General features: G+C 65.4%; 17 protein-coding genes and 4 tRNA genes. 1 reads left to right on the top strand and 20 read right to left on the bottom strand.

From position 1 onward, the window contains the following. Positions 1-18: 18 nt before the first annotated feature. The 12 genes from rpoB to AC07OZ_RS11800 form a co-directional block, all read right to left on the bottom strand. Positions 19-4140: a DNA-directed RNA polymerase subunit beta gene (gene rpoB, locus AC07OZ_RS11855; protein WP_495467312.1), complete on the bottom strand. Its 4122-nt coding sequence runs from the start codon at positions 4138-4140 to the stop codon at positions 19-21. Between the two features lie 380 nt (positions 4141-4520). Next, positions 4521-4901 (bottom strand): 50S ribosomal protein L7/L12, encoded by a 381-nt coding sequence (gene rplL, locus AC07OZ_RS11850; RefSeq protein ID WP_067278882.1) that lies wholly within the window; start codon positions 4899-4901, stop codon positions 4521-4523. Positions 4902-4950: 49 nt separating this feature from the next. Continuing rightward, complete coding sequence (gene rplJ / locus AC07OZ_RS11845; protein ID WP_088409119.1) at positions 4951-5478, bottom strand: 50S ribosomal protein L10; 528 nt, start codon at positions 5476-5478, stop codon at positions 4951-4953. 289 nt (positions 5479-5767) lie between these two features. Beyond that, positions 5768-6475: a 50S ribosomal protein L1 gene (gene rplA, locus AC07OZ_RS11840; protein ID WP_495467311.1), complete on the bottom strand. Its 708-nt coding sequence runs from the start codon at positions 6473-6475 to the stop codon at positions 5768-5770. A 1-nt stretch (position 6476) separates the two neighbouring features. After that, positions 6477-6908: a 50S ribosomal protein L11 gene (gene rplK, locus AC07OZ_RS11835; RefSeq protein ID WP_067278896.1), complete on the bottom strand. Its 432-nt coding sequence runs from the start codon at positions 6906-6908 to the stop codon at positions 6477-6479. A gap of 211 nt (positions 6909-7119) precedes the next feature. Continuing rightward, positions 7120-7704 carry a transcription termination/antitermination protein NusG gene (gene nusG, locus AC07OZ_RS11830; protein WP_067278900.1) on the bottom strand — a complete coding sequence of 195 codons (585 nt, stop codon included), beginning with the start codon at positions 7702-7704 and terminating at the stop codon, positions 7120-7122. Positions 7705-7726: 22 nt separating this feature from the next. Continuing rightward, entirely contained in the window at positions 7727-8110 is a 384-nt protein-coding gene (gene secE / locus AC07OZ_RS11825) for a preprotein translocase subunit SecE (protein WP_067278903.1), read from the bottom strand. 146 nt (positions 8111-8256) lie between these two features. Continuing rightward, a tRNA-Trp gene (locus AC07OZ_RS11820) sits at positions 8257-8332 on the bottom strand. A 17-nt stretch (positions 8333-8349) separates the two neighbouring features. Next, the gene (tuf, locus tag AC07OZ_RS11815; RefSeq protein WP_067278870.1) at positions 8350-9540 is read right to left on the bottom strand and encodes an elongation factor Tu; all 1191 of its coding nucleotides are present in this window, start codon (positions 9538-9540) and stop codon (positions 8350-8352) included. Between the two features lie 49 nt (positions 9541-9589). Beyond that, positions 9590-9664: transfer RNA gene (locus tag AC07OZ_RS11810), tRNA-Thr, on the bottom strand. A gap of 71 nt (positions 9665-9735) precedes the next feature. Beyond that, positions 9736-9809: transfer RNA gene (locus AC07OZ_RS11805), tRNA-Gly, on the bottom strand. 82 nt (positions 9810-9891) lie between these two features. Beyond that, a tRNA-Tyr gene (locus AC07OZ_RS11800) sits at positions 9892-9977 on the bottom strand. 487 nt (positions 9978-10464) lie between these two features. Here AC07OZ_RS11800 and AC07OZ_RS11795 point away from each other — a divergent pair. Further along, on the top strand, positions 10465-13104 hold the full coding sequence (locus AC07OZ_RS11795; RefSeq protein WP_495467310.1) for a TonB-dependent receptor: 2640 nt from the start codon (positions 10465-10467) through the stop codon (positions 13102-13104). Positions 13105-13229: 125 nt separating this feature from the next. Here the strand turns inward: AC07OZ_RS11795 and AC07OZ_RS11790 are convergent, their stop codons facing one another. The 8 genes from AC07OZ_RS11790 to AC07OZ_RS11755 all read right to left on the bottom strand — a co-directional run bounded on the left by AC07OZ_RS11790 (position 13230) and on the right by AC07OZ_RS11755 (position 21782). Beyond that, the gene (locus AC07OZ_RS11790) at positions 13230-13940 is read right to left on the bottom strand and encodes a DUF6445 family protein (protein WP_495467309.1); all 711 of its coding nucleotides are present in this window, start codon (positions 13938-13940) and stop codon (positions 13230-13232) included. 28 nt (positions 13941-13968) lie between these two features. Continuing rightward, a complete protein-coding gene (locus AC07OZ_RS11785; protein WP_495467308.1) occupies positions 13969-15042 on the bottom strand; it encodes an acyltransferase family protein in 1074 nt (357 codons plus the stop codon). Between the two features lie 19 nt (positions 15043-15061). Beyond that, positions 15062-15964, bottom strand: a complete 903-nt coding sequence (locus tag AC07OZ_RS11780) for a glycoside hydrolase family 16 protein (protein WP_495467307.1) — start codon at positions 15962-15964, stop codon at positions 15062-15064. Further along, a complete protein-coding gene (locus AC07OZ_RS11775) occupies positions 15961-17301 on the bottom strand; it encodes an MFS transporter (RefSeq protein WP_495467306.1) in 1341 nt (446 codons plus the stop codon). The genes AC07OZ_RS11780 and AC07OZ_RS11775 overlap by 4 nt, the downstream gene beginning before the upstream one ends. Before the next feature lie 52 nt (positions 17302-17353). Continuing rightward, positions 17354-18835, bottom strand: a complete 1482-nt coding sequence (nagZ, locus tag AC07OZ_RS11770) for a beta-N-acetylhexosaminidase (RefSeq protein ID WP_495467305.1) — start codon at positions 18833-18835, stop codon at positions 17354-17356. Between the two features lie 67 nt (positions 18836-18902). After that, positions 18903-19913 carry an SIS domain-containing protein gene (locus AC07OZ_RS11765; protein WP_495467377.1) on the bottom strand — a complete coding sequence of 337 codons (1011 nt, stop codon included), beginning with the start codon at positions 19911-19913 and terminating at the stop codon, positions 18903-18905. After that, entirely contained in the window at positions 19903-21042 is a 1140-nt protein-coding gene (gene nagA, locus AC07OZ_RS11760; protein WP_495467304.1) for an N-acetylglucosamine-6-phosphate deacetylase, read from the bottom strand. The genes AC07OZ_RS11765 and nagA overlap by 11 nt, the downstream gene beginning before the upstream one ends. After that, positions 21039-21782, bottom strand: a complete 744-nt coding sequence (locus tag AC07OZ_RS11755; RefSeq protein ID WP_495467303.1) for a GntR family transcriptional regulator — start codon at positions 21780-21782, stop codon at positions 21039-21041. Before AC07OZ_RS11755 ends, nagA begins: the two co-directional genes overlap by 4 nt. Between the last annotated feature and the right edge of the window lie 6 nt (positions 21783-21788).

Genomic DNA, 21788 nt, shown 5'->3' with positions numbered 1-21788 from the left:
ACGATTCTCCTGTTCTCTTTAGTTGCGCTCGAGCTCGATGTCGATGCCCAGCGAACGGATTTCCTTCACCAGCACATTGAACGACTCGGGCATGCCGGCTTCGATCGAGTGCTCGCCCTTGACGATGGACTCGTAAACCTTCGTACGGCCGTTCACGTCGTCGGACTTGACCGTCAGCATTTCCTGCAGGATGTACGAAGCGCCATAGGCTTCCAGCGCCCACACTTCCATCTCGCCGAAACGCTGTCCGCCGAACTGCGCCTTGCCGCCCAGCGGCTGCTGCGTGACCAGCGAGTACGGACCAGTCGAACGGGCATGCATCTTGTCGTCGACCAGGTGATGCAGCTTCAGCACGTGCATGTAGCCGATCGTCGTCGGACGCTCGAACTGCTCGCCAGTGCGGCCGTCATACAGGAAGGCCTGCGTGCGAGTGGGCGTGAGACCCTTCTTCGCCGCGATGTCGTCCGGATAGGCCAGCTTCAGCATCGCGCGGATTTCGCTTTCCTTCGCGCCGTCGAAGACGGGGGTCGCGAAGGTGGCGCCGTGCTGCAGGTTCTGGGCCATGCCGAGGATCTCGTCATCGCTCAGTTGCGCCAGCTCCTCGGACTTGCCGCCGTTCTGGTTGAACAGCTGGTCCATGAAGTCGCGCAGCTCGGCCACGCGGGCCTCGCGTTGCAGCATGTCGCCGATGCGTTGACCGATGCCCTTGCCGGCCCAGCCCAGATGGACTTCCAGCACCTGGCCCACGTTCATCCGCGACGGGACGCCCAGCGGGTTCAGCACGATGTCGGCAGGCGTGCCGTCGGCCATGTAGGGCATGTCTTCGATCGGGGTGATCTTGGACACGACGCCCTTGTTGCCGTGACGGCCGGCCATCTTGTCGCCAGGCTGAAGGCGACGCTTGACGGCCAGGTACACCTTGACCATCTTCAGCACGCCGGCCGGCAGCTCGTCGCCTTGCGTCAGCTTCTTGCGCTTCTCGTCATAGGCGAGGTCGAAACTGTGACGGGTCTGCTCCAGCGAGTTCTTGATCGATTCCAGCTGGTTGGCGATGTCGTCCTCGGCGGGACGGACGTCGAACCAGTGGAACTTCTCGACCTCGGCCAGGTAGTCCTTCGAGATGACGGTGCCCTTGGTGATCTTCTTCGGACCGCCGTTGGCGATCTTGTTCACCAGGAGCTTCTCGACGCGGTCGAACGCGTCAGCTTCCACGATGCGCAGCTGGTCGTTCAGGTCCAGGCGGAAGCGCTTCAGCTCGTCGTCGATGATCTGCTGGGCGCGTTTGTCGCGCTGGATGCCTTCGCGGGTGAACACCTGCACGTCGATGACCGTGCCGTTGGTGCCCTGGTCCACGCGCAACGACGTGTCCTTCACGTCCGAAGCCTTCTCGCCGAAGATCGCGCGCAGCAGCTTCTCTTCCGGCGTCAGCGTGGTCTCGCCCTTCGGCGTGACCTTGCCGACCAGCACGTCGCCCGGGTTCACCTCGGCACCGATGTACACGATGCCGGATTCGTCCAGACGAGCCAGTTGCTGTTCGCTCAGGTTCGGGATGTCGCGGGTGATTTCCTCGCTGCCCAACTTCGTGTCACGCGCCATGACCACCAGTTCCTCGATGTGGATCGAGGTGTAGCGGTCTTCGGCCACCACGCGTTCGGAGATCAGGATCGAGTCTTCGAAGTTGTAGCCGTTCCACGGCATGAACGCAACCAGCATGTTCTGGCCCAGGGCCAGTTCACCCAGGTCGGTCGACGCGCCGTCGGCGATGATGTCTTCCGCGCCGACCTTGTCGCCACGCTTGACGATCGGACGCTGGTGGATGTTGGTGTTCTGGTTGCTACGCTGATACTTGATCAGGTTGTAGATGTCGACACCGACTTCACCGGCCACGGTCTCGTCGTCGTTCACGCGGATCACGATACGGTTCGTGTCCACGTAGTCGACCACGCCGCCGCGGCGAGCCGCAACCACCGTGCCCGAGTCCTTCGCGGCCACGCGCTCGACGCCCGTGCCCACGAACGCCTTTTCAGGACGCAGGGTCGGAACGGCCTGACGCTGCATGTTCGCGCCCATCAGTGCGCGGTTCGCATCGTCGTGCTCCAGGAACGGCACCAGCGACGCCGCCACCGACACGATCTGCGTCGGCGCCACGTCCATGTACTGGATGCGTTCCGGCGAGGTCAGCACCGATTCGCCGTTCTCACGCGCGGAGACCAGTTCGTCGACCAGTTGGCCTTGATCGTTCAGCGACGCGTTCGCCTGGGCGATCACGTACTTGCCTTCTTCGATGGCCGACAGGTAGTCGATCTGGTTGGTGACCTTCGAGTCCACCACGCGGCGGTACGGGGTCTCCAGGAAGCCGTACTCGTTCAGGCGCGCATACAGCGCCAGCGAGTTGATCAGACCGATGTTCGGGCCTTCCGGCGTTTCGATCGGGCAGACGCGGCCATAGTGGGTCGGGTGCACGTCGCGGACTTCAAAGCCGGCGCGCTCGCGGGTCAGACCGCCCGGGCCCAGGGCCGAGACGCGACGCTTGTGCGTGATCTCGGACAGCGGGTTGGTCTGGTCCATGAACTGCGACAGCTGCGACGCACCGAAGAACTCCTTCAGCGCCGCGGAAATCGGCTTGGAGTTGATCAGGTCGTGCGGCATCAGGGCTTCGGTCTCGGCTTGGCCCAGACGTTCCTTGACGGCCTTCTCGATACGGGCCAGACCCGAGCGGTACTGGTTCTCGGCCAGTTCGCCGACGCAACGGACGCGACGATTGCCCAGGTGGTCGATGTCATCAACTTCGCCGCGGCCATTGCGCAGCTCGACCAGGATCTTGACGACGTCGAGGATGTCCTCGTTCGACAGCGTCATCGCACCGGTGGGGATGTCGCGGCCCACGCGGGCGTTGAACTTCATCCGGCCGACGCGCGACAGGTCGTACGTGTCTTCGCTGTAGAACAGGCGGTTGAACAGCGCTTCGACCGCATCTTCGGTCGGCGGCTCGCCGGGGCGCATCATGCGATAGATCGCGACGCGGGCAGCCAACTGATCGGCGGTCTCGTCCGAGGCCAGCGTCTGGCTGATGTACGCGCCTTCGTCCAGCTCGTTGGTGAACAGCGCCTGGATGTCCTTGATGCCGGCGCCGCGCAGCTTCTTCAGCAGCGAGTCGGTCAGCTCATCGTTGGCCTTCGCGATGATCTCGCCGGTGTCCGGGTCGACCATGTTCTTGGCCAGGACGCGGCCCAGCAGGAAGTCTTCCGGCACGGTCACATGCTGCGTGCCGGATTGCTCCAGCTGACGCACGTGACGGGCGGTGATGCGCTTGTCCTTCTCGACCAGCACATTGCCGCTCTTGTCGGTGATGTCGAAGCGCGCGACTTCACCCTTCAGGCGTTCGGCCACGAACTCCATCTGGGCGCCCGAGTCCATCAGGCGGAAATTGTCGAAGACGAAGAAGTGCGCCAGGATCTGCTCGGGATTCAGGCCGATGGCCTTGAGCAGGATCGTGACCGGCATCTTGCGGCGGCGGTCGACGCGGAAGTACAGGATGTCCTTCGGGTCGAACTCGAAGTCCAGCCACGAGCCGCGATACGGAATGATGCGGGCCGAGAACAGCAGCTTGCCGGACGAGTGGGTCTTGCCCTTGTCGTGCTCGAAGAACACGCCGGGCGAGCGGTGCAGCTGCGAGACGATGACGCGCTCGGTGCCGTTGATGATGAACGAGCCGTAGTCGGTCATGAGCGGCACTTCGCCCATGTAGACCTCTTGCTCCTTGATCTCCTTGACCGTCTTCGGCTGCGGGCTTTCCCGGTCGTAGATGATCATCTGCAGCTTCGCGCGCACGGCGGCGGCGAAGGTCAGACCACGCTGCTGGCATTCGCGGACGTCGAACGGCGGCTTGGCGATGTTGAATTCGAGGAACTTCATTTCCACGAACCCGTTGTGCGACGTGATCGGGAACGTGGAGAGGAACGCCGCTTGCAGGCCTTCCGGTTTGCGCTTCAGGGGAGCGACATCCTTTTGCAGGAAGTCGACATACGACTCCTTCTGCATCGTCAGCAGGTACGGAACGTTGAGCACGCTCACGCGCTTGCCGAAGCTCTTGCGGATTCGCTTGCGCTCGGTGTAGCTGTAGGGGGTTGCTTGCGCCATAAAGACTCCGTGTCGAGCGCGCCCCTGGCCTGGAGGCGTGCTGCGTCGGCGACTGGCTGTTCGGGCGTTGCACCACGAAGCTTGGTGGTTGGCCACTACCAACCGCTGGCGGACAACCCCGATCACCGGGCGGCACGGAGGGCGTTGCACCCCACGCGTGACGCACGGCTTGACCGCGGTCCGACCAAACCGTTCTCTGCAGTCGGATCAGAGAACACTCGAAAGAACCGTGCATGATACAGCACGATGCTTTCGATTGCTCTTTGTCAACCGAAACCGCCCCAGGACAAACCCTGAAACGAGGAAAGGGGAGGCCCCATGGGACCACCCCTCTCGCGGTGCGGAACCCGGTGAACGCGTCACCGGATCCCGACAAGGTCTTACTTGAGTTCGACCTTGGCGCCGGCTTCTTCCAGCTTCTTCTTGGCGGCTTCGGCGTCGGCCTTGGCGATGCCTTCCTTGACGGGCTTCGGAGCGCCGTCGACCAGGTCCTTGGCTTCCTTCAGGCCCAGGCCGGTGATTTCGCGAACGGCCTTGATGACCGAGACCTTCTGAGCGCCGGCGTCGGTCAGGACGACGGTGAACTCGGTCTTTTCTTCGGCGGCGGCAGCGCCACCGGCGGCAGCGCCACCAGCAGCCGGAGCGGCCATCGAAGCGGCGGACACGCCGAACTTCTCTTCAATCGCCTTGACCAGGTCGTTCAGTTCCAGAACGGTCATGCTGTCCAGGGCAGCCAGGAAAGCGTCTTTGTCGAATGCCATGATAGGTTCCTAAATACAGAGAGATTTGAATGCGCGAATGCAGCGTCGATCAGGCCGCGGCGGGAGCTTCTTCGGCGACGGCTTCGGCGCCGCCACCCTTCTGCTGAGCCAGGGCAGCCAGCACGGCCGCGGTGCGTTGCACCGGCGACTTGAGCAGGCCGGCGATCTGCGACAGCAGGACTTCCTTGCTCGGAACAGCCGCCAGCGCCTTCACGCCGTTGACGTCCAGAGCCTTGCCGCCGTAGGCACCACCCTTGATGACGAGCTTGTCGTTGGTCTTGGCAAAGTCAGCGATGACTTTGGCAGCCGCGACAGCGTCTTCCGAAAAGCCGTAGATCAGCGGGCCGACCATGGCATCCGTTGCAGCCTCGAACGAGGTGCCGGCGACAGCACGGCGCGCCAGGGTGTTCTTCAGGACATGAAGGTACACGCCTTGGGCACGCGCGGTGACGCGCAGCTTGTTCAGGGCTTCAACGGTGAGGCCACGATACTCAGCCAACGCCAGCGTCTGGGACTTGGCGGCTTGCGCTGCCACGTCGGACACGACGGCTGCTTTCTCGTTGCGATTGAGACTCAAGGTCTACTCCTCACATTTCGCCCTCGATGCGATGTTTGACCATCGCGTCTCGGGCACCGGAATCAGCGACCTCCTGTCAGGAACCCATCGCGACGCATCGCGATTCGAATCCTTTCAGCGGGACCGCCATCTGCGCTGGCTGGAGGCAGGAACCTCCGATTAAGCGATCTCCCCAGAACTGCGGGATCTCTCGCCAGCGGTCTTGGATGACCTGGCCGGATCACTCCGGCCAGCCCACCAATTCATCAGCTTCGCGCCAGACTCGCGCGATGCCTCAATTGAATGCAGCTTAGGCGGCCGCTGCGGCGTTGATCGTGCCGACGTCCACGCGGGCACCAACGCCCATCGTCGACGAGACAGCGACCTTGCGCAGGTAGATGCCCTTGCTCGAGGCCGGCTTGGCCTTGTTCAGGGCTTCGATCAGCGCGCGCAGGTTGCCTTCCAGCTTGTCGGTGTCGAACGAGCGACGGCCGATCGTGCCGTGGATGATGCCGGCCTTGTCGACGCGGAACTGGACTTGACCAGCCTTGGCGTTCTTGACGGCGGTGGCGACGTCCGGGGTCACGGTGCCGACCTTCGGGTTCGGCATCAGGCCGCGCGGGCCCAGGATCTGACCCAGGGTACCGACGACACGCATGGTGTCCGGCGAGGCGATCACGACGTCGAAGGGCATGTCGCCCGCCTTGACGCGTTCGGCCAGGTCTTCCATGCCGACGACGTCGGCGCCGGCGGCCTTGGCTTCTTCAGCCTTGGCGCCTTGGGCGAACACGGCGACGCGCGTGGTCTTGCCGATGCCGTTGGGCATCACGACGGCGCCACGGACCACCTGGTCCGACTTCTTCGCGTCGACACCCAACTGGATCGACACGTCGATGGCTTCATCGAACTTGGCGGTGGCGCATTCCTTGACCAGGTTGAGCGCGTCGGACAACGCGTACAGCTTGGTCGATTCCACCTTGCCCTGCAGGGCTTGTTGACGCTTGGTCAGCTTGGCCATGTCAGACACCTTCCACGATGATGCCCATCGAGCGGGCGGAGCCGGCGATGGTACGGACAGCGGCATCCATGTCGGCGGCCGTCAGGTCCTTCTGCTTGGTCTTGGCGATCTCTTCCAGCTGGGCGCGGGTCAGCTTGCCGACCTTGTCCAGATGGGGGCGCTGCGAGCCCTTCTCGATCTTGGCAGCCTTCTTGATCAGCACGGTCGCCGGGGGCGACTTGATGATGAAGGTGAAGCTCTTGTCCGCGAAGGCGGTGATCACGACGGGCAGCTTGAGGCCCGGCTCATAGCTCTGCGTCTGGGCGTTGAACGCCTTGCAGAATTCCATGATGTTCAGACCACGCTGACCCAGCGCGGGACCGACCGGAGGCGACGGGTTCGCCTTGCCAGCCGGGATTTGCAGCTTGATGTAGCCGACAATCTTCTTGGCCATGTTTTCTCCTGATGGCAACGCGACGGCCACGCCGCATCGCCTGAGTGCTAACGCAAGGGGCTGGTCAGAGACTTACCCTTGCTCCTCTTGTCCGCCTCTCGTTGCGGACTGGTCACGGAAGGTTGTGCCGGCTTGCGCCGTCTAGCACCTTCAAGCTCTCAACTTTGAAACGGCGAATGGCGGCCGAGGCCGCCACGCTGTTCTTGCGCGCTCAGACCTTTTCGATCTGCGCGAAATCCAGTTCGACAGGCGTCGCACGACCGAAGATCGTGACCGAGACGCGCAGCTTCGACTTGTCGTAGTTGACTTCCTCGATGCTGCCGTTGAAGTCGGTGAACGGGCCTTCCTTGACGCGGACGATCTCGCCGACGATCCACTCCACCTTCGGACGCGGCTTGTCGACGCCTTCCTGCATCTGGTTGACGATCTTCATGACCTCGGCTTCCGAGATCGGCGCCGGGCGGTTCTTCGCGCCACCGACGAAACCGGTGACCTTCGACGTGTGCTTGACCAGATGCCAGCTGTCGTCATCCATGAACATCTCGACCAGCACGTAACCCGGGAAGAAGCGGCGCTCGGTCACGGCCTTCTTGCCGTTCTTCAGCTCGACGACTTCTTCGGTCGGTACCAGGATGCGGCCGAACTTGTCCTGCATGCCGGCGCGGTCGATGCGTTCACGCAGATTGCGCTCGACAGCCTTTTCCATGCCCGAATAGGCGTGGACGACATACCAGCGCTTGGCCGGGCCAGCGGGCGCGGTCGACTCGGTCGCAACGACGTTTTGATCTTCGCTCATCTTGGTCCCTATCCGTTCCGACTCAGCGCTTCCAACCCAGGATCAGGTCGTAGAACACCCACTCCAGCGTCTTGTCGGTGAGCCACAGGAACAGCGCCATCACGACGACGAACGCGAACACGTACAAGGTCATCTGGCGGGCCTCCTTATGGGTCGGCCAGACCACCTTGCCCACTTCCTTGATCGAATCCTGACCATAGGCGATCAGCGACTTGCCGGACTCCGACGTGAAGAACGCAGCCACGGCGGCCGCCAGCAGGACCAGCAGGGCGCCCCATTGCACCCACGGACCTTGCTTGCTCAACACATAGAACGCCACGATGGCCGCGACCAGCAGCACCACGGCGCCAGCCAGCTTGACCTTGTCGGCGCCCGTCGTGACGGTTTCGACTTGAGGATTGGACATTGAACTCACTTCCGTGCCACGACGCGATGTCGCAGCCTTTGTCCGTCCAAACATTTGGACGAACCCACCAGCAGCAAAGCCCGCCGAGATAACTCCCGCGGGCTTGCCTTGACCACTAGGACCAACGTTCGCTTATCGCTGATCGTTGGCAGGGGCAGAGGGTCTCGAACCCCCAACCTTCGGTTTTGGAGACCGACGCTCTGCCAATTGAGCTATGCCCCTGTGGCCTCAAACTTGAATTACTCGATGATCGTTGCCACGACGCCCGAGCCGACGGTACGACCGCCTTCACGGATGGCGAAGCGCAGACCCTGCTCCATGGCGATCGGAGCGATCAGCTTCACGGTGATGCTGACGTTGTCGCCAGGCATGACCATTTCCTTGTCCTTCGGCAGCTCCACGGCGCCAGTCACGTCCGTCGTGCGGAAATAGAACTGGGGACGGTAGTTGTTGAAGAACGGGGTGTGGCGGCCGCCCTCTTCCTTGCTCAGAACATAGATCTCAGCGGTGAAGTGGGTGTGCGGCTTGATCGAGCCGGGCTTGGCCAGCACTTGACCGCGCTCGACGTCTTCACGCTTGGTGCCGCGCAGCAGGATACCGACGTTGTCACCAGCTTGGCCCTGGTCCAGCAGCTTGCGGAACATTTCCACGCCGGTCACGGTCGTCTTCTGGACTTCGCGGATACCGATGATCTCGATTTCCTCGCCGACCTTGATGATGCCGCGCTCGACACGACCCGTCACCACGGTGCCACGGCCCGAGATCGAGAACACGTCTTCCACCGGCAGCAGGAACGCGCCGTCAATGGCACGGTCCGGCTGGGGGATGTAGGTGTCCAGCGCGTCAGCCAGGCGCATGATGGCCTGCTCGCCCAGATCGCCCGTGTCGCCTTCCAGCGCCAGCTTGGCCGAACCCTTGATGATCGGCGTGTCGTCGCCGGGGAAGTCGTACTTGCTCAGCAGCTCGCGGACTTCCATCTCCACCAGCTCCAGCAGCTCGGCGTCGTCCACCATGTCGCACTTGTTCAGGAAGACAATGATGAACTTCACACCGACCTGACGCGCCAGCAGGATGTGCTCGCGGGTCTGGGGCATCGGGCCGTCAGCGGCCGAGCACACCAGGATCGCACCATCCATCTGTGCCGCGCCCGTGATCATGTTCTTCACATAGTCGGCGTGCCCCGGGCAGTCAACGTGCGCGTAGTGGCGGTTGGCCGTCTCGTACTCGACGTGCGCGGTGTTGATCGTGATGCCACGAGCCTTTTCTTCCGGCGCCGCGTCGATCTGGTCGTACGCCTTCGCTTCGCCGCCGAACTTCTTCGACAGCACGGTCGCGATCGCGGCCGTCAGCGTGGTCTTGCCGTGGTCAACGTGACCAATCGTGCCCACGTTCACGTGCGGCTTGGTACGTTCAAACTTGCCTTTTGCCATCATGCGCTCCTGGCGATCAGATCAATCAAGAAACGGGATAGAAGAGTTGTGGTGCCCATGGCGCGGATCGAACGCGCGACCTCTCCCTTACCAAGGGAGTGCTCTACCACTGAGCCACATGGGCATCGACACAGGATTGATGACCTTATCAGCAAACCTGTGTCGATATCTCGACACGATACCTAGAACTTCCGATGGAGCGGGAAACGGGAATCGAACCCGTGTCATTAGCTTGGAAGGCTAAGGTTCTACCATTGAACTACTCCCGCCCGGGAGTTTTCCAATCCCAACCGCTTGAACCGCGAAGCGGGTGACGATCACCCGCTTCGTTGCTCTTGCATTGGTCTGCCTTGGTGGAGGAGGCTGGATTCGAACCAGCGTACGCGTTAGCGGGCAGATTTACAGTCTGCTGCCTTTAACCACTCGGCCACCCCTCCAAGGCAAGCCCATGACTATAGCACCGTTATTTGTTGGCGCAAACAAAAAATCCACCGAAGACCGCTCGCGTGCGATTGCCGCTCTCTAGCGATTAAGCCGGGCAGCCAATGCTGCTGAGTGCGCCACCCCACCCTGAACGCGCCCCAGCGCACACTTCCCCACGCCGCGATACGGACCACTCTTAATACCAATTTGCGACCAAGTGGTCTCCATTGCCGGCCACCTCACGGAGCGACCAGACCCCTGACCTCAGGCACCCGGACACCGCTGTCCATGCGGGTCGCGGCGATGCCACAGCAGGGAAAACACCGGCCTGAAACTGGTAGCAAAGTGGCTTTACCGCTCGTTATAGTGGCATGGCATTGGTTGCATTGAGGTGTATCGGGGGCGCCAGCTGCATGCCACTCCGCCGAAGGGTGTCGTGATTTCAGGTGCCAAGTCTTCATCACGGCCACAACTCCCTGGCCACTCGAGGAGCAGTTCATCATGAAGGTCAACAAGACCCCAATCGCGGCAGCGGTGACGCTGACGTTGCTGAGCGCGGCGTTCGCCGTGCAGGCCCAGGAACAGAAAAAGGACAACAACACGCAGCTGGACCAGGTGGTGGTTACCGGCATCCGCGCGTCGCTGGAATCGGCGGCCAACATCAAGAAGAACGCCAGCGCCGTCGTGGACGCTGTGACCGCCGAGGACGTGGGCAAGCTTCCCGACTCCGACGTCGGCCAGGCCCTCGGCCGCATCCCCGGCATTTCGGTGGGTCGGGCGTTCGGCCAAGGCGCTTCGGTGTCGATCCGCGGCACCGACCCGCAGATGACATACACCACGCTGAACGGCCAGACCGTCGCGTCCACCGGCTGGTATGACCAGATGGACATCGACCGGTCGTTCAACTATTCGCTGCTGCCCTCCGAAATGATCGGCGGCATGGAGGTCTACAAGTCCTCGCAGGCCAACCTGACCGAAGGCGGCATCGGCGGCACGGTGATCGTCAAGACCCGCAAGCCCCTGGACCTGAAGGCCAACACGGTCTTCGGCAGCGTGCGCTATGGCGACGGCACCATCAGCGACTCGGAGAAGGAAGTCTCCGGTCTGTACAGCTGGCGCAACGAGGGCCGCACCCTGGGCGTGCTGGTCGCCGCCGGCCTGTCCAAGGGCGACTACATCCGCCGCGGTGTCGAGGCCGACAGCCGCTGGAACAGCGACGTGGCCCCCACCGCCTTCGTGGCGGAGCGCAAGCGCACCTCGTTCAACGTCGCCCTGCAGGCGCGCCCGGTCGAGGGCTTCGAAGTCGGCCTGAACCTGCTGAAGCTGAAGCTGGATTCCGACAGCTCCAACGCCAGCGACTACCTGATGCATGACGCGAATTGCGACAAGCGCAATACCGAGGTCAAGTCAGACTTCAACCCGAACGGCATGTGCCTGCACAGCACGACCACGGCCGCCAACCCGCTGCCGCACAAGTTCTTCCAGGTCTGGGCGCGCGGCGCCAGCATGGACTCGGAAAGCGCTGTGGCCGACGCCCACTACACCCTCGGCAGCGCCAAGTTCGACCTCGTCGTCGGCACGACCAAGGCGGACGGCGGCACTTCGGCCACCACCAACTACCAGACCGCCGCCTTCGATGGCGCCGCCGGCCCCTTCACGCGGCCGAACTGGCAGGGCACGATCGACGCCACCGGCAAGCAGATCAGCATCAACCCGAGCAACAACCAGTCCTGGGGCATCGGCGCCCTGCCGGCGCAGATGTCGCCGGAGACCTGGGCCACCTCCGCCGGCCCCAACAAGGACAAGGAAAAGTTCGGCCAGCTCGACGCCACCTTCGACCTGGACTGGGGCATCATCAACGCCTTCAAGACCGGCGTGCGCTTTGCCGACCACACCTTCGAAAAGCGCAGCTACCGCCCGATCTGGAACGCGACGATCACCCCGGTCGCCACCTCCAGCCTGTTCGACGGCTCGGTGAACGTCGGCGGCTGGACGGTGCCGCGCGCCAACATCGGCGCGATGCTGGACAACACCAACCGGAACATCGCCGGCTGGGTCGAGGACCGCTCCGGCTATGGCGAGCTGAACGAGAAGAACCGTTCGGCTTACGGCATGTTCGAGTTCGAGACCAAGGGCCTGCGCGGCAATTTCGGCGTGCGCTACGTCTCCACCAAGGCCACCAGCACCGGCTACAAGTTCGACGGCGTGACCCCGGCCGACCAGTACGCCGGCAACCAGAACTGGGCGACGACCACCGCGTCGACCAAGTCGTCCTACAACGACGTGCTGCCGAGCATCAACCTGGCCTTCGACCTGAAGAGCAACCTGGTGCTGCGGGCCACCGCCTCGCAGGCCATCACCCGCCCGAACTTCGCCAACATGTTCGGCGTGACGGTGTCCGGCTACAACGACGACCGCAACGGCAACGAGACCTGGACCATCGGCAACATCGGCCTCAAGCCGATGAAGTCGAGCCAAGCCGACATCGGCCTGGAGTACTACTACGGCCGCGGCAACATGATGTCGGCCACCTACTTCGTCAAGGACATCTCCAACTTCGTCGTCGCCAACGCCACGCCGAACCAGAAGGTCGGCCTGGTCGACCCCAAGACCGGCGTCGACAACTGGACGGTGCAGAGCTTCCAGAACGCCGGCGGCGGCAGGATCCGCGGGCTGGAACTGCAGGCCAACCACGCCTTCGGCAACGGCTTCGGCGCGCAGGGCAACTACACCTTCACCGAAGGCACGGCGCCGGCCAGCAGCTACCTGGACCAGCTGGGCGTGTTCACCCAGTCCTCCAAGCACAACGTGAACCTGGTCGGCTACTACGAGAACGAGCAGTACTACGCCCGCCTGGCCTACAACTGGCGCTCGAAGTACATGATCCGCGAAGGCGCGTACTGGTACGGCAACCGCATGCACGATGACTACGGCACGCTGGACGCCAGCGTGGGTTGGAACATCACCAAGAACCTGCGGCTGTCGTTCGAGGCGATCAACCTGACCAAGGAAGACGACGTCCAATACGGCGCCGCCGCGGCCTCCAACACCGCCATCAAGGACCCGTTGCGCGCCGGCTACCCGGCCTGGAGCTTCAAGGGCGAGACCACCTACAAGGTGGGCCTGAGCGCGAAGTTCTGACCGACGCCGCTGCGTCACCTCGAAAGCCCGGCAGCTGCCGGGCTTTTTTCATTGCGCCGCGGCTGAGCAGCCGAGCAGCCGCGCAAGCAAGGGGGCCTTGTCCGCCGACCGGCAGCGCTCGTGCGCTAGAAGTCGTAGAAGGTGGTGATGGTCAGCCGGCCCAGGCGCGGGTCGCTGCTGAGCCCCGTCGCGGGGTTGACGATGGCCGAATGCAGCAGGCTGCCCCGGTAGGCCACCAGGCGGTTGAATCGCGCCGGCAGCATGCCCAGCAGCTCGAAGCAGTCGTCCGAGTCGCTGAAATAGCGCGGCGGTGCCGGGTTGCGCGCCATCTCCGCATAGATCAGGTCGCCGTAGCGTTCGCGCTGATCGGCGGTGATCTGCTGCAGGCCACTGGCCTTGTGGCGATAGAAGGCGGTGCCGCCATGGCGCTCGTCGCAGAGGTAGAGCATCACGGCCATGAAGTGCGGCGTGCTGGCATCGAAATGCGGCACCCGCTGCAGGGGTCCCAGGTCCTCGGGTGCCACCGTCGTCAGCGAGAAGGCGCACGGCGACTTGCGCAGCGGCAATTCATCGGGAACGCCGAAGTTCAGCCGGATCAGCGGGTCGAGCAGCTCGGTCAGGCGTTCGGTATAGGCCGCAGGCACCGGCGCTCGCAGCCCTGGATAGCCTTTGCGCTCGTCCGCGCCCGGGCAGCGCTCGAAGCGGGCTTGGCAGGCCGCCTCGACCAGGGCCTGCGGATGCGCCATGAAATCGTCGATGACAACGACCGGGTGCTCGCCGACCCGCACCGCGCGGATGTCGGGCGGCATGCGAATGGCGAAGGTCTCCGGGCTCATGGATCGGTATTGTGAGGTCGCGGCCCGCTCAGATCTTCCAGTACCAGCGGCGCCGGTCGAGCACGCGCACGATCGCCCACCACACGGCGACGAACACCAGCGCGAAGGCGAGCGAGCGCCCGTACGGTCCGACGATCGGCTCCAGCCAGCCGAAGCCGTGCGCATAGACCGGGTCCATCCAGCCGAAGCCCACGAGCGCGACGGTGCAGCACCACGCGCCGGCGTAAGCGGCGATCGCGTTGACGCCGAAGCTGCGGAACAGCGGCGGCCAGCCGCGGCGATCGATCAGCCCATGCGCGCCGAGCAGCGCCAGCGCGGCCAGCCCGCCGGTGAAGAGCACGAACGACGGCGTCCACAGGTTCTTGTTGATCGGCATCAGGCCGATCGCGTCGAGCGCGAAGCCCGCCGCCGCCGCGGTGAGCCCGATGGTCGCGAGCTGCTTCAGCGCGCCGGTGCGCAGCGCCTCGCCGCAACGCCAGCCGAGCAGCGTCGTCGCGAGCGCGCCCAGCGTGGCGACGATGCCTTCGGGATCATGGCCGAGCCCGGTGACCGGATCCCACTCGTAGCCATGCGGTCCCAGCAGCCATGCATCGATCCGGCTGGCGATGTTGCCGGCCTTGTCGAGCGGACCACCCCACAGCAGCAGCGCGCCGTAGCCGAAAAGCAGCGCCGCGATCCAGAGGCGCTGCCCCGTCGCCCGCCACTGTATGGCGATCAACCCGGTGAAGGCGAAGCACAGGCCGATGCGTTGCAGCACGCCGGGAATGCGCAAGGCCGGCTTGCCCATCAGCCACCACGCCAGCGCGTGCAGCAACAGTCCGAGCACCACGATGCGCAGCCCGCGCTTGATCACGGTGCCACGCAGCGCATCGCCGTCGCCGGCCTCGATGCGCGCGCCCATCGCGAGCGACAACGACACGCCCACGATGAACAGGAAGAACGGGAACACCAGGTCCGTCGGCGTCCAGCCGTTCCAGGCCGCGTGTTCCAGCGGTGCGTAGACGTAGCCCCAGTCGCCGGGGTTGTTGACCAGCAGCATCGCGGCCACGGCCAGGCCGCGCAGCGCGTCGACGGACGCGATGCGTTTCGAGGGAGCGTTCATGGGAATGAGGTCGGAAGGATCAGAAATCGCAGCGGCTCTCGAGCGCGGGCTCGGCGGCCGGGACCTGGTCGAGTCGCGCGACGCCGCCGGCACGCCAGCGCTTCACCTGCGCCTCGACCTGGGCCGGACTCAGCACGGTGTCCTTCACGTGGAAGACCCAGTCGACGTCCTCTTCGTACACACGCGGCGGGCCGCCCGCGGGACCCTGCGGCAGCGGCCCCTCCGGCGAAAACCACAGGTTGAAGTTGATCGACATCGGCACCACCGGATAGTTCCGCCCGCCGTGCTCGTCGACCTTGCGGCCGTCGATGAACCAGTGCGTGCGGCCGTTCGCGACCTGCATCACCAGCGTGTGCCAATCCTTGCCCGGCGCGCCCAGTGCGCCGAACTCCTCGTGCTGCTGGTTGAAGGCCAGCCAGGGGTCCAGCCGTACCGTGTGCCAGGTGATGCCGTAGATCCGCGTCTTCTCGCTGCCCCAGCCGCCGTTAGGCAGGTACTCCCAGTCGAGCTCGCTGAACTCGGGATCGAAGTCGTGCTTCAGCGGGCTGACCACGTAGAAGGTCTGGATCACCGGATCGCCGTCGGCGCCGCTCACCGGCGAATCGCTGAAGCGCACCCGCGCGGCGTAGGTGCCGGCGAGGTACTTGCGCTGGTGGCAGACCTGCACCTGTGTCGTGCCCGCGCCGGTGCCGTCCGTCGTGCCGCGCAGACGCAGCTTGCCGTCGACGAGGCTCAACGCCTCGGGCGCCCAGCGCGCGCCGGGCAGCCCCGGATGGCCAGCCGCGCTGCGCGCCGTCCAGCCCTGCCGGAACATCGCCGCCGTGTCGGCGTAGTTGAAATCGTCGAAGAAGAACGCCGGCTCCCGGCCGGCATGCGCGGAGAAGGTCGCGACGGCCAGCGTCGCGGCGAGCCAGGTCTTCATACGACGCGCTCCACGGGTTCGGCGGACTCCACCGCGCTCGCCGGCGGCTTCTCCGACTTGCCGGGCATGCGGATGAACATCAGCAGGATCAACGCCGGCACGCCGCAGCCGATCGTCCACAGGAAGAAGTGCTCGTAGCCCATCGCGATCTGGATGTCGCCACTGATGGTCTTGGACAGGATGAAGCCCAGCTGCATCACGCCCGAACCCAGCGCGTAGTGCGCCGTCTGGTACTTGCCAGGCGCCACGGCCTGCATGATGTACAGGATCATCCCGACGAAGCCGAAGCCGTACCCCAGCATCTCGACCGCCACGGCGAAGCCGACATGCCACAGGTCCGCCGGCATCGTCACGGCCAGGTAGTAGAAGGTCGCGTTCGGCACCGCCATCGCCACGATCAGGAACGGCATCGCGCGGCGCAGGCTCAACCAGCTCGTGAAATAGCCGCCGACGATGCTGCCGACCAGGAACGCCGCCGTGCCCACGGTGCCGTAGATCCCGCCGACCTGTTCCGTCGTCAGACCCAGTCCACCCTTCTCGCGCGGCTCGATCAGGAACAGGGGCCCGATCGTCTGCACCTGTCCTTCCGCGAAGCGGAACATCACGATGAACAGGATCATCAGCCAGATGCCGGGCTTGCTGAGGAAATCGCGGATCACCTCTTCCAGGGTCTCCCAGACGCCCTCGACGGTGAGATCGCCGTGATCGGTATTGAGCGTGCCGGGCAAGGCATAGGCGTTGTAGCTGGCCAGCACGAACAGCAGCACCGCCAGCATCGCGAAGATCACGGACCACGCGTTCATCACGCCGATGCCGCGCTCCAGATGCCCGGCCAGCACCAGCAGTCCGCCGAGCGTCAGGAACTTCGACGCATTGAAGAACGCGCCCTGCCAGCCGGCGTAGGCCGCCTGCTGCTTGTCGTCGAGCGAGGCCATGTAGAGCCCGTCGCAGGCGATGTCATGCGTCGCCGACGCATAGGCCAGGAGGAACAGCACCGCGATGCTGGCCGCGAACCACATGGGCAGCTGCAGCGCCACCGCCATCAGGCCCAGACCTGCGGCTCCCGTGTACTGCCCCGCGACGACGATCAGCTTCTTGCTGCGCGCCAGTTCCAGGAACGGGCTCCACAGCGGCTTGAACGCCCAGGCCAGGCCCAGCAGGCCGGTCCATCGCGCGATCTGGTCGTTGGCGACGCCCATGTTCTTGAACATCAGGCCGGCGATCAGCATGACGACGAAGAACTGCATGCCCTGCACGAAGTACAGGCTGGACACCCAGCGGATGGGGCTGCGCTCGCTCGGTGCTCCGGCGGCGGGGGGAAGCTTCGAAGAGCTCATGGGGAGGACCTCGGTGCGATGCGGGTGCTGTGCGGGGCGGCGTGCGCCGGCTTCAATCCAGCGTGACCGGCGACTGGCCGCCGGCTTCGCCGCGGCCTTGCAGCCAGGCGCCGAGCGCACCCAGCGCGCCGTCGGCGTAGCCCCAGCTGATCACCGTGGGGGCCGAGACATCCAGCGCCTGGAACGGATTCCACAGCACCAGGTGCAGATCGGGCTGCCACGCGGCAGCATTGGCACCGTAGCGCGCGCGATGCGTCGAGGCCACGATCGTGAAGCGGCCGTCGGCCGGCACGATGGACCAGTCGAGCGACGCGATGTCGCCGAGCGAGACGAACTCGACATCGCCGTAGCCCTCAAACAGCGCACGCACCTGGGCACCGGTCGGGCCGGCCTCGGACACGCCGTCGGTCGGCACCTCGTCCTGCACCAGCACGCGGATCGGCCGGTCGACGGCCGGCGGCTTCGCGCCGCGCAGCGCGCTCAGGCCTGCGGCCCACGCGCGACGCATCAGCACGTCGTCGGCCTCGCGCTGCGCCCCCCGGTAGTCGTCGAACCGGATGGGGAAGTCGCGCGCGAGCTTGTCCAGTCGCGACTCCGCCTGGCGACCGCGCTCGACGCTCAAGGCGCCGCGCGTCAGCGCGTCCTGCAGCGCATGGATCGCCTGCGCCTGCTCATCCAGCGTGCCCTGCGCGAGGATCATGTCGGCGCCGGCATTGATCGCCAGCACCGCCGCCTTCGCATAACCGTAGCGCTCGGCGATGGCCTTCATCATCAGCGCGTCGGTGATGACGACGCCGTCGTAGCCGTACTCGTCGCGCAGGATGCCGCCCAGGATCGTCTTCGACAGCGTCGCCGGGTACTGCGGATCGATCTTCGGATAGACGATGTGCGCCGTCATGATCGACGGCGCGACATCGCGCAGCGCCTGGAAAGGCTTCAGTTCGAGCGCATCCAGCTCAGCGCGGGACTTCTCGACCGTCGGCAGGTCCAGGTGCGAATCGACGTGCGTATCGCCGTGCCCCGGGAAGTGCTTGATGCAGCACGCGACGCCCGCCGCCATCGAGCCTTTCATCCACGCGCCGGCCAGGCGCGTGACGGTGTCCGCAGTCTCACCGAAGCTGCGCTCGGCGATCACCGGATTGGCCGGGTTGTTGTTGATGTCGGTGACCGGCGCGAAGTTCCAGTTGATGCCGATGCCGCGCAGCCCGCGCGCCACCGCGGCACCGACCTGTTCGGCCAACTGCTCGTCACCCGCCGCGCCCAGCGCCATCGCCGACGGCGGCTGCGGCAGGAAGGTCGCGCGCACCACGGAACCGCCCTCCTGGTCGAGTCCGATCAGCGCGTCCGCGCCCATCGCGTCGCGCAGGTCCTGCGTGAGTTTCCGGACCTCCGCCTCGGTGCCCAGGTTCTTGCGGAACAGGCACACCGCGCGGATCCTGTTGTCGCGCAGGAAGGCCGCGGTCGCCGCATCCAGCGTCTTGCCCTGGATGTCCACCATCACCAGCCGGCCCGGATGGAATGCTGTCTCGCTCATGTCGCTCTCTTCTGCCTGGCCCGCGGGTCGACGGCTGGGGATGGGGAATGGATTCGCGGATACGCGATCAATGCGTCTTGGTGACCTTGGCCAGATGCCGCGGCTGGTCGGGGTTCAGGCCCCGCGCCTGCGCCAGCGCCTCGACCATCGGATAGAAGCTCTGCACCGCCGTGATCGGATCGAGGTCCTCGTTGCCGGTGCAGGTCAGCGGCAGCTCGGCGCCCGGCGTGCCTTCCGGCGCCGCCAGCAGCACGCGCGCGCCGCGGCCTCGCATCTCTTCGGCCAGCGCCAGCAGCCCCGCCTGCGCGGGACCGCGCGGCGCGAAGACCAGTAGCGGATAACCCTCTTCCACCAGCGCCATCGGACCGTGCTTCACTTCCGCGCCTGAGAAGGCCTCGGCCTGGATGCCGCAGGTCTCCTTGAACTTCAGCGCCGCTTCCAGCGCGATCGGCAGCGAGGTGCCGCGACCGATGACGAACAGCTTGTCCGCACTCTTGAGCACGTCGACCGCCACGTCCCAGCGTTGCTTCGCGGCCTGCTCCATCGCCTGCGGCAGCGTCTGCAGCGCGGCCGACAGATCCTCGTCGCCCTGCCAGGCCGCGACGACGCGCGCGCCCGCCACCAGCTGCGCGATGTAGCTCTTGGTCGCGGCGACGCTCTGCTCGACGCCGGCATGCAGGCGGAACACGTGTTCCGCGGCGGCCTCCAGCGGCGAGCCGTCCGCGTTCACGAAGGCCACCGTGCGCGCGCCGTTGGCGCGGAAGTATTGCGTCGGCGAGACCAGGTCCGGGCTCTGGCCCGATTGCGAGAACGCGAAGGACACCAGGCCCTGGCTCTCGATCTTGCTCTGGTAGAGCGTGATCAGCGACATCGGCAGCGAGGTCACCAGCCGGCCCAGCCGCGCCATCACCAGGTAGGCGAGGTAGTGCGACGCATGGTCCGAGCTGCCGCGCGCGATCGTCAGCAGCGAGGTCGGCGGCTGCTCGCGCAGCGCGTCGCCCAGGGCGGCGTAGGCGTTCTGATCGGCGGCCAGCTGACGGGCCACCACCTGCGGCGCGCTCAGCGCTTCATCCAGCATTCGCGAGGTCAATTGCTTCTCCTTCAACGACCACGCACTGCAACTGCAAGCCACGGTCCATCACCACGAAATCCGCCCAGGCGCCCGGTGCCAGTCGGCCCCGATCGTCCAGACCCAAATAGTCGGCCGCGTTGGTCGAGACACGTCTGGACGCGTCCTCGATCGGCAGGCCCAGTTTCAGCACCAGGTTGCGCAGCGCCTGGTCCATCGTCAGCGTCGATCCGGCCAGCGTGCCGTCGGGCAGACGCACGCCGCCGAGACACTTGGTGACGCGGTGGCGGCCGAGGCGGTACTCGCCATCGGGCATGCCGGCCGCGGCCGTCGAATCGGTGACGCAGAACAGGTGCGGGATGCTGCGCAGCGCGACGCGGATCGCGCCCGGATGCACGTGCAACAGGTCCGGGATGATCTCGGCGTACTGCGCGTGCGCCAGCGCGGCGCCGACCATGCCGGGCTCGCGGTGGTGCAGGCCCGTCATCGCGTTGAACAGGTGGGTGAAGCCGCCGGCGCCGCGGCCGAGCGCGGCCACGCCGTCTTCGTAGGTGCCCAGCGTGTGGCCGATCTGGACCTGGAAGCCCGCCACGCGCAACTGCGCGACGAGGTCGAGGTTGCCGGGCAGTTCGGGCGCCAGCGTGATCAGCCGGATCGGTGCGATCGCGTGCAGGTCGCGGATCTCGGCGATCGACGCGGCCTTCGCGAAGTCCGGCTGTGCGCCGAGCTTGCCGGGATTGATGTACGGGCCTTCGAGGTGCACGCCCAGCACGCGGGCACCGCCTTCGGGACGCACGACGCAGAGCTCGGCCAGACCCCGCATCGCCTGCCGGATCTCGTCCAGCGGCGCGGTCATCGTCGTCGCGAGCAGCGACGTGGTGCCGTGTTTCGCATGCAGCTTCGCCAGCTGCGCGGCGGCGTCGCCGCCTTCCATCGTGTCCCGACCCGCGCCGCCATGGACGTGCGTATCGATGAAGCCCGGCAGCACGATCGGCAGATCCTGCGCGCCGTGGCGCACGTCGTACTCCGGCGCGGACGTCCCGTCGATCCGGACGACGCGTCCCTTGTCATGTTCCAGCACACCGCGGATGAACCCGCCAGGTGTCAATATGAATCCGTCGATGTGCTGGGTCGTCATCCGTCTCGCCTCATCTCCGCGACGAAGTCGTAGTAGTCGCTGCGGCAGTAGGAATGGGTGAGCTCCACGGCCTGACCCTGGTCGAGGTAGCCCACGCGGGTGATGAACAGCACCGCCTGTCCCACCGGCACCTGCAACAGGCCGGCCAGGCGCGAGTCCGCATTGATGGCGCGGATGTGCTGCAGCGCGCGCACCGGCGCGCCGCCGTGGCGGGCCAGGTGCTCGTACAGCGAGGACTCGACCTTCTGCGGATCCGGCAGCACGGCCTCGGGCAGGATCGAGAGCTCATAGGCCATGACCACGGCGTCCGCCAGGCGCAGGCGTTCCAGGCGCGCGACGCGCTGGCCGGTCGTCAGGCCGAGCGAGAGCTGCTCGTCCGGCGCCGCCATGGCGAAGCCGCGCGTCAGCCAGCGGCTGCTGGGCTTGAAGCCGCGCTGGTGGAGTTCTTCCGAGAAGCTGGTCAGGCGCGACAGCGGCTGTTCCAGCTTGGGAGCGATGTAGTTGCCCGAGCCGCGCTTGCGCACGATCAGGCCCTGCTCGACGAGGCGGTCGATCGCCTTGCGCGCGGTGACGCGGGAGAGGTCGAGCGACTCGGAGAGCACACGTTCCGACGGCAGGGCCTCGTCGGCCTGGTACTGGCCTTCGCGGATCGCTTGCGCCAGCTTGTGGGCCAGCTGCATGTACAGCGGCGACGCGGCGGCGGAATCGGGCTTGAACTGGAAGGGCAGCTTGGTGCTCATCGGGCT

The sequence above is a fragment of the Roseateles sp. GW821-FHT09G03 genome (assembly GCF_059416045.1).
Note: the sequence above shows the minus strand (reverse complement) of the source record. Positions and strands in the feature narration are given on the sequence as shown.